Here is a 14,179-nt window from a genome sequence, read left to right as displayed (position 1 = left end):
GACCATCTGTGACGGAGAAGGAAGCCACGGCACCGTCCGGGAGCACGATCACGAAACCGGACCGCGGGCACCTCATCGGGGTGGGTGCGATGTGGCTGGCCAAGTGGTCGCTGGTCCTCGTGGCAATCTCGCTGGGCGCGTTGCTGTTCGGATGGATCATCGAGAAGCTGTGGGTGATCGTCCTCCCCGTGCTGCTGGCGATCGTGGTGTGCACGGTGCTGTGGCCGCCGACGCGCGCGATGACGAAGCGGCGCATCCCCCCGGCGGCGGCCGCCGCGACGACGCTCGTCGTGTTCATCGCCGTCGTCGCCGGGATCATCGCCGGCATCGTGCCGTCCGTCGTCAGTCAGGCCCCCGAGCTGGCCAACAAGGCCACCCAGGGCATCAACCAGGTGCAGGACTGGTTGAAGGGTCCGCCGATCAACCTGCAGGACGACCAGATCGACCAGGGCATCCACACGATCATCGTGAAGGTCCAGGAGAGTGGAACGGTCATCGCGTCCGGGGTGTTCACCGGTGTCAGCACCGCCAGCTCGCTGCTGATCACGCTCGGCCTCGTGCTGGTGCTGTCGTTCTTCTTCATCAAGGACGGCCCCCGGTTCATCCCCTGGCTGCATTCCGTCAGCGGCGGCCGCGCGGGCCGTCACCTCGAAGTGGTGCTGGGCCGCATGTGGGACACGCTCGGTGGATTCATCCGCACCCAGGCTCTGGTCAGCCTCATCGACGCCGTCTTCATCGGGGCCGGACTGGTGATTCTCGGTGTGCCACTCGCACCGGTCCTCGCGATCCTGACGTTCATCGGTGGCTTCATCCCGATCGTCGGTGCGTTCGTCGCCGGCGCACTCGCCGTGCTGGTCGCACTGGTCGCCAACGGTCTCACCACCGCGGTGATCGTGCTGATCATCATCATCGTGGTGCAGCAGATCGAGGGCAACGTGCTGCAGCCCGTTCTCCAGAGCAAGAGCATGAAACTGCACGCCGTCGTGGTCCTCCTCGCCGTCACCGCCGGTGGCTCCGTGTTCGGAATCGTCGGCGCCTTCCTCGCGGTGCCCGCCGCCGCCGTCGCCGCCGTGGTGGTGCGCTACATCGGCGAGCAGATCGACGAGCACAGCGCCGAGAGCAACATCCCCGACGCCGTCGCCGCGAACGAAGACCTCGACGACGCCGAACGGGAGGGTGTCACCGTCGACGAGACCGCCGTCGCGTCGAAGCCGGACTGACCGGCGGTCAGCCGGCCACCACCTCCACGGTCGAGCCGGTGCGTCCGCGGATCACGTGCAGCCTGCTCGGGATTCGCTGACGCATCTCGTCGACGTGACTGACGACCCCCACCACCCGGCCGCCGTCACGCAGCTCGTCGAGAACACCCATCACCAAGTCGAGGGTGTCCGCGTCGAGGGTGCCGAATCCCTCGTCGATGAACATCGTGTCGAGCACGACGCCACCCGACTCGGCCGCCACCACATCGGCGAGACCGAGCGCCAGTGACAGCGACGCCAGGAACGACTCGCCACCGGACAGGGTCTTGGCCGAACGCACCACCCCGGTGTAGTCGTCGCGGATATCCAGCCCCAGGCCGCCGCGGCGGCCTCGCGGGCCGGCCTCGTCGCTGTGGACGAACTCGTAGCGCCCGGCCGACATGCGGCCGAGCCGCACGGACGCCGACACCGCGACCTCTTCCAGCCGGGCCGCGAGCACATACGACCGCAGCGACATCTTCCTCGCGTTCTGGCCGCGGCCCGCGATCACCTCGGCGAGCGCGGCCAACTCCTCGTGCGCGGCCTGCATCGGGGCAATCGTCTCGGCGGTCTTGTCGAGCTGACCGACGTACCGTTCCAGATCGAGGAGTCGGCGCTCGGCGTCGGACGCCGCCGCGACGGCGACGTCCACGACCTCCGCCGCCGCGTCGTGCGCGTGCCGGACGGCCGTCAAATCCACGGGTTCCGCGTCGGCGACAGCGGCGACCTCGGGATCGTCGAGCACTCTGCGTGCCCCCACCTCGGCGTCCCGCGCCGCCGTGAGGGCGGCCTCGATCTCATTCCGGCGGGCGGCCGTCCGGACGGCGGCCACGGCGTCGCCGATGCCGCCGAAACCGGCGTCCCCGGCGAGCGCCTCGGCCTTGGCCGCGAGTTCACGGGCCGCCGACTCTGCACCGGCGCCTGCGTCCCGCGCGTCCAGCAGTTCCGATGCCGCCTCGGCGAGCGCGTCGAGTCGCGCGCGACGATCCTCGACGCTCGGGTCGTCGCCCGCCGCCTGACTCACCCGGGCCCGGATCTCCCCGAGTTGCGTCGTGCTCGCCGCGATCCGCTCGGCCACCGTGGCGGCGTCGGCGCCGACGTCCCGCGACCGTTCCTGCAGCCGGCTCTCGCGGTCCCGCAGTTCGGTGAGGATCGCGGACCGGCGCTCCACCTGATCCCCGAGCGCAGTCGCCGCCCCCACCGCCGACTCCGCGGCGGAGAGTGCCTGCGCGAGTTCGTCCGCGTCACCGTCACCGCCGCGCTGCACGAGCACGTCGATCGCGCGCTCGGCCGCGCCGAGTTTCTCGGTCGCGGTCGTCAGCGCCGCAGCGGCTTTCTGCTCCGCCGCGCGTGCCTGGTCCTCGCCGGCCTTCGTGACCGACAGCTCGGACGGTTCCGCGGGCCGCGGGTGCTCGGGTGAACCACACACCTGGCAGGGAACACCGTCCTCGAGCGTGCCCGCCAGTTCGGCGGCCATGCCCGTAATCCGGCGTTGCATCAGGTCGAGCCAGTGTTCCCGCGCGTCCTGGTGCTGCTCCCGGGCCTCGTGCACCGCGCGTTCGAGCCGATCCCGCTCGACGCGGCGGGTGCGCAGATCCGCCGCCGCGGAGGCCGCGTCGGCTGCCCGGTCCCGGGTGTCGACGAGGCCGGGCAGCGCGGCGCGGGCCTTCTCCGCCGAGTCGAGCGCCTTCTCCGCTTCCCGCAGGGCGAGTGGTAGTTGTTTCCGCTCCCGGGACAGCGCGTCACCGGCCTCGGTGAGTTCGACCTGCCGCGCACGCAGCCGCCCCACCTCGACGGTGAGCCGGTCGGCGGCAACGGATTCGGCGAGTGCCCCGTCGAGCCGCACGATCTCGTCACGCCAGGTGCGGATTCCGGCCCGGATGTGCTCGCGTTCGTCGACGGTCGGCGGCCAGGACAACTCCGCAACGAGGTCGGCGCCGCCCACGCTCGCGCGCAGTCGGTCGGTGATCGCCCCGACGTTCCGCGCTGCGGCCGCGGCTTTGGCCCGGGCGGCGTCGGCGTCGCGCGCCACCGTCGCGACCGGTTCTGCCCGGCGCGCATCGGCCAGTTCGGCGACGAGGACGGCCCGCTGGTCGGCACCCGCTGCGTGGGTGTCGAGTTCCGTCTGGGCTCGCCGCCGGCGGGTCTGCAGTTCGAGGACGCGGCGCGCCTCCGTGAGCGCATCACGGGCCACCGTCGCCCGGCCCTTCGCTTTGTGCAGGTCGTCCGCTGCCAGGTCGCGGGTTGCGCGCGCCTCGTCCTCGAGCTTGTGGGCCCAGGTCACCGGATCGGCGTCGGCGCCGCCCTCGATACCGGCGGCGGTCGCGACTCTCGCGAGCAGCAGGTCGACGGACCGCTGGTGCTCGTCGAGTTCGTGGGCGCTGGTGCGCCTGCGGTCGAGGAACCACTCTTCCACCGTCTCGAATCGCGTGGTGTCGAACAGCCGCTCCAGCAGCTGGCCGCGCTCCTCGGTGTCGGCGCGCAGGAACTTCGCGAACTCGCCCTGCGGCAGCAGCACCACCTGGAAGAACTGGTCGGCGCTCATGCCCATCAGCCGCCCGACCTCGTCGGCGATGTCGGGGATCCGGGACAGGTTCTCGCCGTGACCGTCGAGCCAGGTCAGCGTGGCCTTCGCGTTCTCCTTGATCGTCCCCGACCCGCGACGCTTGGGCCGCTCGAACTCCGGGCTGCGGACGAGCCGCAGATGCCGGCCGGCGATCGTCGCCTCGAGTGTCACCGTCGGAACGGATCCGGCGGGAGCGTGGTCGGACAGGAGGCGCTTGCCGTCCTTCCGCACCCCGGGCACGGTGCCGTACAGCGCGAACGCCACCGCGTCGAGGACCGTCGTCTTGCCGGCCCCGGTATGACCGTGGAGCAGAAACAGCCCGTCCGCACCGAGCCGGTCGAAGTCGACTTCCACGGATCCTGCGAACGGCCCGAAGGCTTCGACCTCCAGTCGATGCAGCCTCATGCCGTCTGTTCCAGCGCGACGACCTCGGCGGTGTCTTCGCCGGCCCGGTCGGCGTAACCGAGGGCGGCCTCGACCAGCCGGATCTCGCTCGTCGACGGTGCGCTGCGCAGATCGGTGAGGAAGCTGCGGGTGATCTGCAGATCACTGCGTCCGTGCACCTTGTCGCGGTAGCGCAGATCGTCGGCGCCGTCCGGGCGCTGCCACTCGAGGTGGACGGCGAACGGGAACCGGGTCTGCAGCGCGCGCATGGCGTCGACCGGACGTTCCGGGTCGGTGAGCACCGCCGACACGTAGCAGTCCTCGGCGTCGCGGTACGCGTCGTCCTCGAGCAACTGCCGCACCGTCCCGGTCAGCTGCTTCAGACCGCGGACCACCGGCAGATCGACCCGCTCGACGGAGTGCAGTCCGTCGGCGTCGAGGTCCACGAGGAAAACGGCCTTGCCGTGGGTGCGCTCACCGAACGAGTACGGCAGCGGCGAACCCGAGTACCGGATGTTCTCGGTGAGGGTCTGCGGCGAGTGGAGGTGGCCGAGCGCGACGTAGTCGACCCCGCCGAAAGCGGACGCCGACACGGTCTCGACGCCGCCGACGGAAATCGACCGCTCCGACCCGGTGGCCTCCGCCCCGACCACGAACGCGTGGGCCAGCACCACCGACCGGGTGCGCGGCGCGTTTTCACGGCGCACGTCCAGGTCGGTGCGGACACGGCCCATCGCGGCGTCGAGGATCTCGGCGTGCGACCGGGCGTCAGGCACGTCGAGTTGCGCGCGGGTGATCTCGGGCTCGAGATACGGGATGCCGTAGAACGCGACGGGTCCGTGCGCGTCCTCGAGCACGACGGGCGCGCTGATCCCGGAGACCGTCGTCATGAGGTGCAGCCCACCCGCGCGGGAGAACGCGGCACCCGCGCCGAGCCGTGCTGCGGAATCGTGGTTGCCGGACGTGGCGACGATGACCGCGCCCGCGTCCCGGATGGCTTCGAATCCGCGGTTGCACACGGTGACGGCGTCCGCGCTGGGAATCGACCGGTCGTACACGTCGCCGGGAACGACGACGACGTCCACACCGTGCTCGGCGACGAGAGCGGCGATCGCATCGAGCACACGGGCCTGGTCGGTGAGCAGGTCCACCCCGTGGAACGTGCGTCCGATGTGCCAGTCCGAAGTGTGCAGGATCCTCATGTCCCGAGACCGTAGAGCACGGTGCCGACAACCTCGAACACCTCGCCCGCGTGGCGTCCGGCCGAATGGGCTGTCGGTGGGCGGGTGCACCATGAGCCACATCGCCACATCGAGTCCCGGGTCACAGGCACCGCCCGCAAGCTCCACGACCTCGACGTGTTCGACGACGACCTCACCGAGGTCAGCGCGGTCGATTCGTGGTCGCGATGCACAAATCTCGAGGATCTCTCGGGCTCCACCGGTCACGCCAACGGAGCTACTCGACAAGTTGCCGCTACTGTCGTTGTGTGTCTGCAACCCAACGTGCTCGCTCTGGGGTGCCGCTCGACAGGCGGTCGATTGTCCCTACGGTCCCCGGTCTCCCCTGGTGGGGTGTCATTCTCCTGGCCGTCGGAGTCAGTTTTGTCGGATTCGCTGTCGATGCGGCTCGTGGCACCGAACTCACGGCGGCGTTCTCCACCTTCTACTTCCTCGGCTGTGTCCTCGCCGTGGCGGCTGCCGGCAACCGGGCGCTGTTCACCGCGATCGTCCAGCCGCCGCTGATCCTGTTCGTGGCGGTGCCGCTCGGGCAGAGCCTGATCGCGGAGGAGAACAGCACCGCACTGAAAGACCTGGCGATCAACGTCGCGTATCCGCTGGTCAACCGATTCCCGGTGATGCTCGCCGCCACGGTGGTGACGCTGCTGATCGGTGGGCTCCGTCTCTTCCTGCTGCAACAGCGCAAGACCGGTCCCGCCCGGACCTCGGAGCGTCGACGTGCGCAGAAGGAGCAGCGGACGCCGCGCGCCGCCCGCCCCCGGCGCACCGCCGAAGGGTCGGAGCAGTCCCCGCCGCCGCGTCGGGCGCGGGACAGAGACAGGGACACCGCGAGGGACGCTGCACGGGAGCACCCCCGGTCGTCGCGACGGGCAGCCACACCGCCGCCCCGCCGCTCGTCCTCGTCGGGCGGGCGCACGGCTCCCCCACCACCGATGGTCGACCGGGCAGCGCAGGCGCCCCGTTCGGCAAAGCCGCGGACCACGCAGGCGCCGCGATCGGTACCGCCGCGGACCATGCCGCGGCCCGACAACGACGTGCCTGCCCACCCCATTCCGCAGGTGCGTTACCGCGACCGGTACGAGCCGCCGTTCGAGTCGGAGCAGCCCCGCTAGAGCGAGGACGGCGCCGGGAGCGGGCCGATCAGGTCCGCGCGGCGCGAAGCTCGCGCGGCAGTGCGAACACCAGCGTCTCGTTGGCCGTGGTGACCGACTGGACGTCGTGGAATCCGTGCTCGTCGAGCAGATCGATCACACCCCGCACCAGGATTTCCGGCACGGACGCGCCCGACGTGATCCCCACGGTCCGGACGCCGTCGAGCCAGGCCGGATCCACTTCGCGGGCGTAATCGACCAGGTAGGACGCCTTCGCGCCCGCACCCAGCGCGACCTCGACGAGGCGAACCGAGTTGGAGGAGTTGCGGGATCCGACGACGATGACGAGATCGCATTCGGGGGCCATCGCTTTGACCGCCACCTGACGGTTCTGGGTGGCGTAGCAGATGTCGTCGCTCGGCGGGTCCTGCAGACTCGGGAAACGCTCCCGCAGGCGCGCGACGGTCTGCATCGTCTCGTCGACGCTCAGCGTGGTCTGCGACAACCAGATGACCTTCGATTCGTCGCGGACCGTCACGGCGTCGACGGAATCGGGGCCGTCCACGAGTTGCACGTGATCGGGGGCCTCGCCGGCCGTGCCCTCCACTTCCTCGTGGCCCTCGTGGCCGATGAGGAGGATGTCGAAGTCGTCGCGGGCGAATCGCTTGGCTTCCTGGTGGACCTTCGTGACCAGCGGGCACGTAGCGTCGATGGTGCGCAGATTGCGTGCGGCGGCCGATTCGTGGACCGCCGGTGACACGCCGTGGGCGGAGAACACGAGCAGCGCACCCTCCGGAACCTCATCGGTCTCGTCGACGAAGACCACACCCTGATCGCTGAGCGTCTCGACGACGTGCCGGTTGTGGACGATCTCCTTGCGCACGTAGATGGGGGCGCCGTGCTTCTCGAGCGCCTTCTCCACCGTCTCGACGGCGCGGTCCACGCCGGCGCAGTAGCCGCGGGGCTCTGCGAGCAGTACGCGCTTCCCGCCGTCGGCACGCGACGCTCCCGAATCTGCAGAACGTGTGATACCCACATTGAGTGGAACAGCCGAAGACATGGCTCCAGACTACGGGTCACCCCGGACGGACGACACTTTCGCGGGGCCTCGGCGGGGTAGTGTGCGCATCGTCGCACCCAAGTCGTCGACGCTGTGGGCACGTCGGCTACCCAAACGTGCCGTTGTCAGGCAGGCTGTGGGAATGATTCGTCCCCCGTTCGTGGCGCGTGTCGCCGCTGGAATCGCCGTGACGGCCGTCGAAGAGGCCAGGAAACTGCCGACCACCGCGGCGACCCTGCCCATGACCGCGGTCAGTCAGGTGCTGCAGACCACCATGCGCGTGCAGCAGTCCATGACGGCGCTGGCCATCAAGGGCGACCAGGCCTTCGCACTCATCAACTGGACCCACGACGACGAGCAGCCCGCGTGGGCCGTCTTCGACGAGGACACCGATCCGGCGCCCGGCGTCGACGGTGCCACCGAGGAGCGGTCAGCCGGACCCGGCCGGTTCGCGCTGTACTCGCTGAGCCCGCAGGACGAGAGAACACCCGAGAAGATCTCGGCCCCGAAGGTCACACCCGCCGCCACCAACGGCGCCGCCACCACGAAAACGGCGAGCAAGAAGCCGGCCACCGCCCGGCCTGCCGTGGCCGAACCCGAGATCGCCGTCGTCCTCGACTACGGCACGCTGACCCTCGCCCAGTTGCGGGCGCGTCTGCGCACCCTGTCAGTCGGGGACCTGACGACGCTGCTGGACTACGAGAACGCGACCCTGGCCCGCGCGCCGTTCCAGACCATGCTGACCAACCGCATCACCACCGCCAAGGCCAAGTGACCTCCGCACAGCCCCGCGCAGCCAGTACCGGACCGAGTACCGCCGAGCAGCCGTGGCCGGTCCGCACCGTGTCGGCCAAGGTCGCACAGTGGATCGACCGGCTCGGGAGTGTCTGGGTGGAGGGACAGATCACCCAGATCAACGCGCGTCCGGGCACCCGGACGGCGTTTCTGGTGTTACGTGATCCCTCCGTCGACATGTCGCTGTCGGTGACCTGCTCCCCGCAGTTGCTGCAGAGCTCGCCCGTCCCGCTCACCGAGGGCAGCCGGGTGGTGATGTTCGGCAAGTTGTCGTTCTACACGGGCCGCGGTTCGGTCTCGTTGCGGGTCACGGAGATCCGTGCGATCGGGATCGGCGAACTCCTGGCCAGGATCGAGCGGTTGCGCGCGCTGCTGGCCGCCGAGGGCCTGTTCGACCCGCGGCTGAAGCGTCCGCTGCCGTTCCTGCCCGGCACCATCGGGTTGATCACGGGACGCGCCAGCGCCGCCGAGCACGACGTCCTCAGCGTGGCGCAGCGCCGCTGGCCCGCCGTGCGCTTCGAGGTGCGCAACACTCCGGTGCAGGGCGCGACCGCCGTCCCGCTGATCCTCGACGCGTTGAAGGAACTGGACGCCGACCCGCACGTCGACGTGATCATCCTCGCGCGCGGCGGCGGCAGCGTGGAGGATCTGCTGCCGTTCTCGGACGAGACGCTGTGCCGGGCGATCGTCGCGTGCCGCACCCCAGTGGTCAGCGCCATCGGCCACGAACCGGACAGTCCGCTCAGCGACCACGTCGCCGACCTGCGGGCCGCGACACCGACGGACGCCGCCAAGCGGGTCGTGCCGGATGCCGTCGCCGAGCAGGCACTCGTCGGCGAACTGCGGTCGCGGAGCGCGGCCGCCCTGCGCAACTGGGTGCAGCGCGAGTCGCACCTGATCTCCCAGCTGCGCAGCAGGCCGGTCCTCGCGGACCCGTTGCGCGCACTCGACGACCGGTCGGACGAGGTCGAGCGGCTGCGGGAGGCCGGGCGACGCGACATCAGCCGGGCGATCGCCGCGGAGAGCACCACGATCGAGCACCTGCGGGCACGGCTGACGACCCTCGGCCCCGCCGCGACCCTGGCCCGCGGCTACTCCGTGGTCCAGCGGATCGTGCCGGACGGCGACCCGGAGGTTCTGCGTTCGGTCGACGACGCCCCGCCGGGCACTCAGATTCGCGTTCGAGTCGCCGACGGCGCAATCCGCGCCGCGGTGATGGGAAAGGACAAGTAGGAACATGAGCAACCCCACCGGAAACGACGCCGACATCGCGGAGCTCGGGTACGAGGCAGCGCGCGACGAACTCGTCGACGTGGTCAAGGTGCTCGAACAAGGTGGCCTCGACCTCGACGCGTCACTCGCGCTGTGGGAGCGCGGCGAGGCGCTGGCCAAACGCTGCGAGGAGCACCTCGCGGGGGCCCGCAAGCGCGTGGAGACGGCCCTCGCCCAGGCCGAGGACGAGGGCTGATCCGCGCCCCCGTCGTCAGGCGGCGAGGATCGGGGCGTCGGCCGCCGCGGTGGTGAGCTGCTCGAACGCCTCGGGTGATGCGCTGCCCGTGACGAGCAGCCGGACGTCGCCGAAGTCGGACACCCAGATCGGTTCGACACCCTCCCCGCCGTACACGATCCAGCTGTGACCTGCGACGTCCTCGGTGCCCGTCGCCGTGCGCGGACCACCCGCGACGAACGGCACCAGCACCGTCTCGACGGCGTTGCTCTGCGTCAGCTGGATGTAGCGGCCGGCCTCGGTGATGAATCCGACGGTGCTCGAATCGCCGCCGCCGTCGCCGCTGACGATGCTGCGGCTGCCCGAGTTGGGCGTCCAGCCCTCCGGCGTCTCCGGCTTGCGCACCGGGAACGGCAGGTCCTGCGCGTCGTACTTCAGCGCCGCGTCCACGTCGAAGCTGGGAATCGGGCCGCTCGTGGGTCCGCCCGGGCTGAACGTGCACTGGCTGGCGATACCCGCGATCAGCACACAGAACAGGACAAGGGGTACGAGCGACCACACCATGTCGCGGTTGTTGTGCAGGATGCGGGGTTTATCAGATGCCACGCCCACCAGTATCCAGGGTCGGTCCCGGAACAACGATTCTCGGTCCCGTGATTCGCGCCCCAGCAGCGCACGTCACACATCTTTCTGGGAGAATCAGCTGCGAGATCCACTCGACAATCGGCGGCCGACGGCCACCGACACAGCGTCGACGTACAACGTCGACCGTGACTGCACCAGGAGGCACTGCCCATGACGGCTAGCACCACTTCGAGTCGCCGCGAGGCCCCGGACCGAAATCTTGCTCTGGAATTGGTCCGAGTCACCGAGGCTGGTGCGATGGCTGCCGGTCGCTGGGTCGGACGTGGCGACAAGGAGGGTGGCGACGGCGCCGCCGTCGACGCCATGCGCCAGCTCGTGAGCTCGGTCTCGATGCGCGGCGTCGTCGTCATCGGCGAGGGCGAGAAGGACGAAGCCCCGATGCTGTTCAACGGCGAAGAGGTCGGCAACGGCGACGGACCGGACTGCGACTTCGCCGTCGACCCGGTGGACGGCACCACCCTGATGTCCAAGGGCATGCCGAACGCGATCTCCGTTCTCGCGGTCGCCGAGCGCGGCGCGATGTTCGACCCGTCCGCCGTGTTCTACATGGAGAAGATCGCCGTCGGACCCGACGCAGCCGATGTCATCGACATCACAGCGCCCGTCGCCGAGAACATCAAGCGGGTCGCGAAGGTCCGCAAGGCGTCGCCCTCCGACGTCACGGTCTGCATCCTCGACCGTCCCCGGCACGCCCGGCTGATCGAAGAGGTCCGGGACACCGGGGCCCGGATCCGCCTCATCTCCGACGGCGACGTCGCGGGTGCGATCGCCGCCGCACGTCCGGAGTCGGGCACCGACATCCTGCTCGGCACCGGTGGCACGCCCGAGGGCATCATCGCCGCCGCCGCCATGCGCTGTATGGGTGGTTCGTTGCAGGGCCGGCTGGCCCCGACCGACGACGCGGAACGCCAGAAGGCCATCGACGCAGGCCACGACCTGGACCGCGTGCTGACCACCGAGGATCTCGTGTCCGGTGAGAACGTCTTCTTCTGCGCCACCGGTGTCACGGACGGCGACCTGCTGCGCGGTGTCCGCTACTACGGTGGCGGCGCCTCGACGCAGTCGATCGTGATGCGGTCGAAGTCGGGCACCGTCCGCATGATCGACGCGTACCACCGTCTGGAGAAGCTGCGCGAGTACTCGTCCGTGGACTTCACGGGCGAGGACGGCGCCGTCCCGCCGACGTTCTAGGCCCTTCGGGCTCGTGCGCCTTTCCGGTGGCCGCAGCAACCGGAAAGGCGCACGGGGAGCACCCCCACGACGCGCTCGAAAGTGGCATGTTTGACGCATGACCGAGAGCAACGAGCAGCAGTACCGGATCGAACACGACACCATGGGCGAGGTGCGGGTGCCCGTGGATGCGCTGTGGCGCGCGCAAACTCAGCGCGCCGTCGAGAACTTCCCGATCAGCGGTCGAGGTCTCGAGCGCACCCAGATACGCGCGATGGGTCTGCTGAAGGCAGCCTGCGCGCAGGTCAACAAGGATCTCGGCCTCCTCGACGCCGAGAAGGCGGACGCCATCATCGCCGCGGCGGGCGAGATCGCCGAGGGCAAGCACGACGACCAGTTCCCCATCGACGTCTTCCAGACCGGTTCGGGCACCAGTTCCAACATGAACGCCAACGAGGTGATCGCGTCGATCGCCGCGGCGAACGGTGTGGTCGTCCACCCCAACGACGACGTGAACATGTCGCAGTCGTCCAACGACACCTTCCCCACCGCGACGCACGTCGCGGCGACCGAGTCTGCGGTGAAGGACCTGCTGCCCGCTCTCGACCACCTGCGCCTGGCCCTGCTCGACAAGTCCACCGAGTGGAAGACCGTCGTGAAGTCGGGCCGCACCCACCTCATGGACGCCGTCCCGGTGACCCTCGGTCAGGAGTTCGGCGGGTACGCCCGTCAGATGGAGGCGGGGATGGAGCGGGTGGTGGCCGTTCTTCCGCGGCTCGGTGAGCTGCCCATCGGCGGCACCGCGGTCGGGACGGGACTCAACGCCCCCGACGGATTCGGCCCGAAGGTCGTCGCCGAACTGGTCAAGGCGACGGGTGTCGACGCCCTGACGCCGGCGAAGAACAGCTTCGAGGCGCAGGCGGCGCGTGACGGTCTGGTGGAGGCGTCCGGCGCGCTGCGAACGATCGCGGTGTCCCTGACCAAGATCGCCAACGACATCCGCTGGATGGGGTCGGGTCCGCTCACCGGTCTCGGCGAGATCCGTCTCCCCGACCTGCAGCCCGGCAGTTCGATCATGCCCGGCAAGGTCAATCCGGTTCTCCCGGAGGCCGCCACCCAGGTCGCCGCACAGGTGGTCGGTAACGACGCCGCGGTCGCCTGGGGCGGTGCGGCGGGTGCCTTCGAGCTCAACGTGTACATCCCGATGATGGCGCGAAACCTGCTCGAATCGCTGACGTTGCTGGCCAACGTGTCGCGGCTGTTCGCCGACCGGTGCGTGGTGGGGCTCGTCGCGAACATCGAGCATCTCAAGACGCTCGCGGAGTCGTCGCCGTCCATCGTGACGCCGCTGAACTCCGCGATCGGGTACGAAGAGGCCGCGGCGGTCGCGAAGCAGGCGCTGAAGGAGAAGACGACCATCCGCGAGACCGTCGTCGACCGCGGTCTGATCGACGACAAGCTGACCGAGGAAGAACTCGACAAGCGTCTCGACGTGCTGGCGATGGCGAAGGTGAAGGACTGACCCTGCCGACGAAAGAGGGCCCGCACTCGGTTCGAGTGCGGGCCCTCTCGCGTCGAAGTCCTACAGCAGCGCGGACAGTTCGTCGCGGGCCTTCTCGCCCTCGGCGCCGAGGTCGGTGCGTCCGGCGATGTTCCACGAACGGAGCAGCGGAGCGAACACCTTCTCCCCCTGCTGGGCGGGGTCGTAGATGCCGGCCTCCGCGAGCACCGCGGTGCTGTCGGTTCCGCCGGGCAGTGCCACGCTCGGCACGTCGAACGCGGCGATCCGCGAGGCGATGGCACGCATCGTCTGGTCGGGCACCAACTCGAACGCCGCCTCGACGATGTTCCGGTAGAAGAGCGACTGCAGTTCGTCGTCGGCGGCCAGCCGCTCGGCGATGACGGCCACCAGCGCGTCCTCACCGAGTGCGGCCGTGTTGTGATGACGCACGGCCGCGGCCTTCTCCTCGAGCGCGGAGTTCGCGAGCATCTCGATCAGATGCATCGGCGGCATCGCGTAACCGCGGACCATCTCGTCCATCCGGGCGCGCTCGAGGGCGACGGGATCGACGGCACGCGTCACCATCAGGTAGTTGCGGAGCACGATGGAGTGCCGGTTCTCCTCGGCGGTCCAGCGGCCGACCCAGCGCCACCACGGGCCCACGAGGGCGAGGTGCTTGGCGATCTCGCGGTGGTACGCGGGCACGTTGTCGGCCACCAGCACGCCCACCGTCAGCGCGAGCGCCTCGACGTCGCTCAGGGTCGACTGATCTGCCGACCAATCCGTTCCACCCATGAACGCGAAGTTCTTGCCCTGGTCCCAGGGAACCAGATCGTGCGGCTGCCAGCCGTCCGCCTCGGCGATGTGGCGTGTGAGGTTTTCGTCCACCACCGGGGCCAGCTCACTGAGCAGCTGCGAGTCGTCTTTTTCAATCGGCATCCGCACACCGTAGCGTCCGCGACTCGGAGCCGGGTCGACCACCGGTGGATTCGACGTGAACAACACCGGCGTTGTGACGAAAACAGGCAGGTCATGGGCTTG

12 protein-coding genes are annotated in these 14,179 nt (G+C 69.7%); 7 read left to right on the top strand and 5 right to left on the bottom strand.

Translation table 11 applies throughout. From position 1 onward, the window contains the following. The first annotated feature begins 8 nt into the window (after positions 1 to 8). The gene (locus I1A62_RS39670; protein ID WP_124389438.1) at positions 9 to 1,220 is read left to right on the top strand and encodes an AI-2E family transporter; all 1,212 of its coding nucleotides are present in this window, start codon (positions 9 to 11) and stop codon (positions 1,218 to 1,220) included. Positions 1,221 to 1,227: 7 nt separating this feature from the next. Here I1A62_RS39670 and I1A62_RS39665 read toward each other — a convergent pair whose 3' ends face one another. Both I1A62_RS39665 and I1A62_RS39660 read right to left on the bottom strand, forming a co-directional pair. Further along, a complete protein-coding gene (locus tag I1A62_RS39665) occupies positions 1,228 to 4,209 on the bottom strand; it encodes an AAA family ATPase (RefSeq protein WP_219457723.1) in 2,982 nt (993 codons plus the stop codon). After that, a complete protein-coding gene (locus tag I1A62_RS39660; protein WP_219457722.1) occupies positions 4,206 to 5,390 on the bottom strand; it encodes an exonuclease SbcCD subunit D in 1,185 nt (394 codons plus the stop codon). Before I1A62_RS39660 ends, I1A62_RS39665 begins: the two co-directional genes overlap by 4 nt. A gap of 287 nt (positions 5,391 to 5,677) precedes the next feature. On the opposite strand from I1A62_RS39660, the gene I1A62_RS39655 reads away from it, so the two are divergent. Next, positions 5,678 to 6,541 carry an exosortase/archaeosortase family protein gene (locus I1A62_RS39655; RefSeq protein ID WP_219457721.1) on the top strand — a complete coding sequence of 288 codons (864 nt, stop codon included), beginning with the start codon at positions 5,678 to 5,680 and terminating at the stop codon, positions 6,539 to 6,541. A gap of 28 nt (positions 6,542 to 6,569) precedes the next feature. On the opposite strand, the gene I1A62_RS39650 is transcribed toward I1A62_RS39655, so the two are convergent. Further along, complete coding sequence (locus I1A62_RS39650) at positions 6,570 to 7,580, bottom strand: 4-hydroxy-3-methylbut-2-enyl diphosphate reductase (protein ID WP_087556506.1); 1,011 nt, start codon at positions 7,578 to 7,580, stop codon at positions 6,570 to 6,572. A gap of 142 nt (positions 7,581 to 7,722) precedes the next feature. On the opposite strand from I1A62_RS39650, the gene I1A62_RS39645 reads away from it, so the two are divergent. Genes I1A62_RS39645 through I1A62_RS39635 form a run of 3 tightly spaced genes read left to right on the top strand, consistent with a single transcriptional unit; the run spans position 7,723 to position 9,843 of the window. Then, positions 7,723 to 8,355, top strand: a complete 633-nt coding sequence (locus tag I1A62_RS39645) for a lipid droplet-associated protein (protein ID WP_219457720.1) — start codon at positions 7,723 to 7,725, stop codon at positions 8,353 to 8,355. Next, complete coding sequence (gene xseA / locus I1A62_RS39640; protein ID WP_219457719.1) at positions 8,352 to 9,608, top strand: exodeoxyribonuclease VII large subunit; 1,257 nt, start codon at positions 8,352 to 8,354, stop codon at positions 9,606 to 9,608. The genes I1A62_RS39645 and xseA overlap by 4 nt, the downstream gene beginning before the upstream one ends. 4 nt (positions 9,609 to 9,612) lie before the next feature. Next, entirely contained in the window at positions 9,613 to 9,843 is a 231-nt protein-coding gene (locus I1A62_RS39635) for an exodeoxyribonuclease VII small subunit (protein ID WP_124389433.1), read from the top strand. Between the two features lie 15 nt (positions 9,844 to 9,858). On the opposite strand, the gene I1A62_RS39630 is transcribed toward I1A62_RS39635, so the two are convergent. Then, positions 9,859 to 10,428 (bottom strand): DUF4245 domain-containing protein, encoded by a 570-nt coding sequence (locus tag I1A62_RS39630; protein WP_009479114.1) that lies wholly within the window; start codon positions 10,426 to 10,428, stop codon positions 9,859 to 9,861. 189 nt (positions 10,429 to 10,617) lie between these two features. On the opposite strand from I1A62_RS39630, the gene glpX reads away from it, so the two are divergent. Then, positions 10,618 to 11,658, top strand: a complete 1,041-nt coding sequence (gene glpX / locus I1A62_RS39625; protein ID WP_037231517.1) for a class II fructose-bisphosphatase — start codon at positions 10,618 to 10,620, stop codon at positions 11,656 to 11,658. Between the two features lie 97 nt (positions 11,659 to 11,755). Then, on the top strand, positions 11,756 to 13,159 hold the full coding sequence (locus tag I1A62_RS39620) for a class II fumarate hydratase (protein WP_219457718.1): 1,404 nt from the start codon (positions 11,756 to 11,758) through the stop codon (positions 13,157 to 13,159). 60 nt (positions 13,160 to 13,219) lie between these two features. On the opposite strand, the gene I1A62_RS39615 is transcribed toward I1A62_RS39620, so the two are convergent. Then, on the bottom strand, positions 13,220 to 14,077 hold the full coding sequence (locus I1A62_RS39615; protein WP_124389430.1) for an acyl-ACP desaturase: 858 nt from the start codon (positions 14,075 to 14,077) through the stop codon (positions 13,220 to 13,222). Positions 14,078 to 14,179: the final 102 nt, after the last annotated feature.

Origin of the sequence: Rhodococcus sp. USK10, from assembly GCF_019378875.1 — a bacterium.
Classification (GTDB): domain Bacteria; phylum Actinomycetota; class Actinomycetes; order Mycobacteriales; family Mycobacteriaceae; genus Rhodococcus_F; species Rhodococcus_F pseudokoreensis.
This window is presented reverse-complemented; position numbering and strand designations above follow the sequence as displayed.